1 protein-coding gene is annotated in these 802 nt (G+C 59.9%); it reads right to left on the bottom strand.

Annotated features, from left to right (window positions below):
* A partial coding sequence (locus GTW58_RS13210; protein WP_168023571.1) for an alanine:cation symporter family protein occupies nt 1-802 on the bottom strand: 802 nt, incomplete at both ends.

Raw genomic sequence — 802 nt, 5'->3', positions numbered from 1 at the left:
ACCACGGCGCCCAGCATCACGAAGGCCAGAGTCACCAGACGGAATGCCAGCATGGCCTTCCGGGAACCGGTCAGGAAGAGGATGTTCGCCTCTCCGTAAAAGTAGTTGCCGATCACGGACGAGTAGGCGAACAAGAAGATCGCCACGCTCAGGAAGTGAATGGCCCAGGTTCCCAATTGGTCGGCCAGTGCCGTCTGGGTCAGGGCAGCGCCCTGGGTGGTGCCGTATTCGGGATTGGAGAGCAACACGATGAATGCAGTCATCGAGCAGACCAGCAAGGTGTCGAAGTAGACACCCAAGGACTGCACGTAACCCTGCTTGGCCGGGTGCGAGATCGACGCCGTGGCACCGGCGTTCGGGGCAGAACCCATACCTGCCTCGTTGGAGAACAGACCACGACGCAGACCCATCATGAAGGCCGCGGCAAAGCCACCCGAGACGAACTCTCGGATGCCGAAGGCGCCTTCGATGATGTGCATGAACATGGCGGGCACCTCGGTGATGTTCATGACAATCACGATGACGCCCAAAGCGATGTAGAGCAGCGCCATCGCGGGAACCAGGGCCTGAGTGACTGCAGAGATCCGGCGGATACCGCCGAAGATGATCAACGACGTCAGGATCACCAGCAGGAGACCGACGACGACCTTGAAGGCCATTCCGTTGCCCGGTGTGACATCGACCCCGAACGAGCTGGACATCGAGTCCACGATCGCATTGGCCTGCACCGAGTTGAACACGAAGGCGTAGGTGATGGTGATGATCACCGCGAACCAGGCGCCCATCCACTTGGCATTCAAAC

It is taken from the genome of Kocuria subflava (assembly GCF_012163155.1).
In the GTDB taxonomy this organism is placed as follows: domain Bacteria; phylum Actinomycetota; class Actinomycetes; order Actinomycetales; family Micrococcaceae; genus Kocuria; species Kocuria subflava.
The sequence above is the reverse complement of the archived record's forward strand: the minus strand, read 5'-3'. Positions and strand labels throughout refer to the sequence as shown.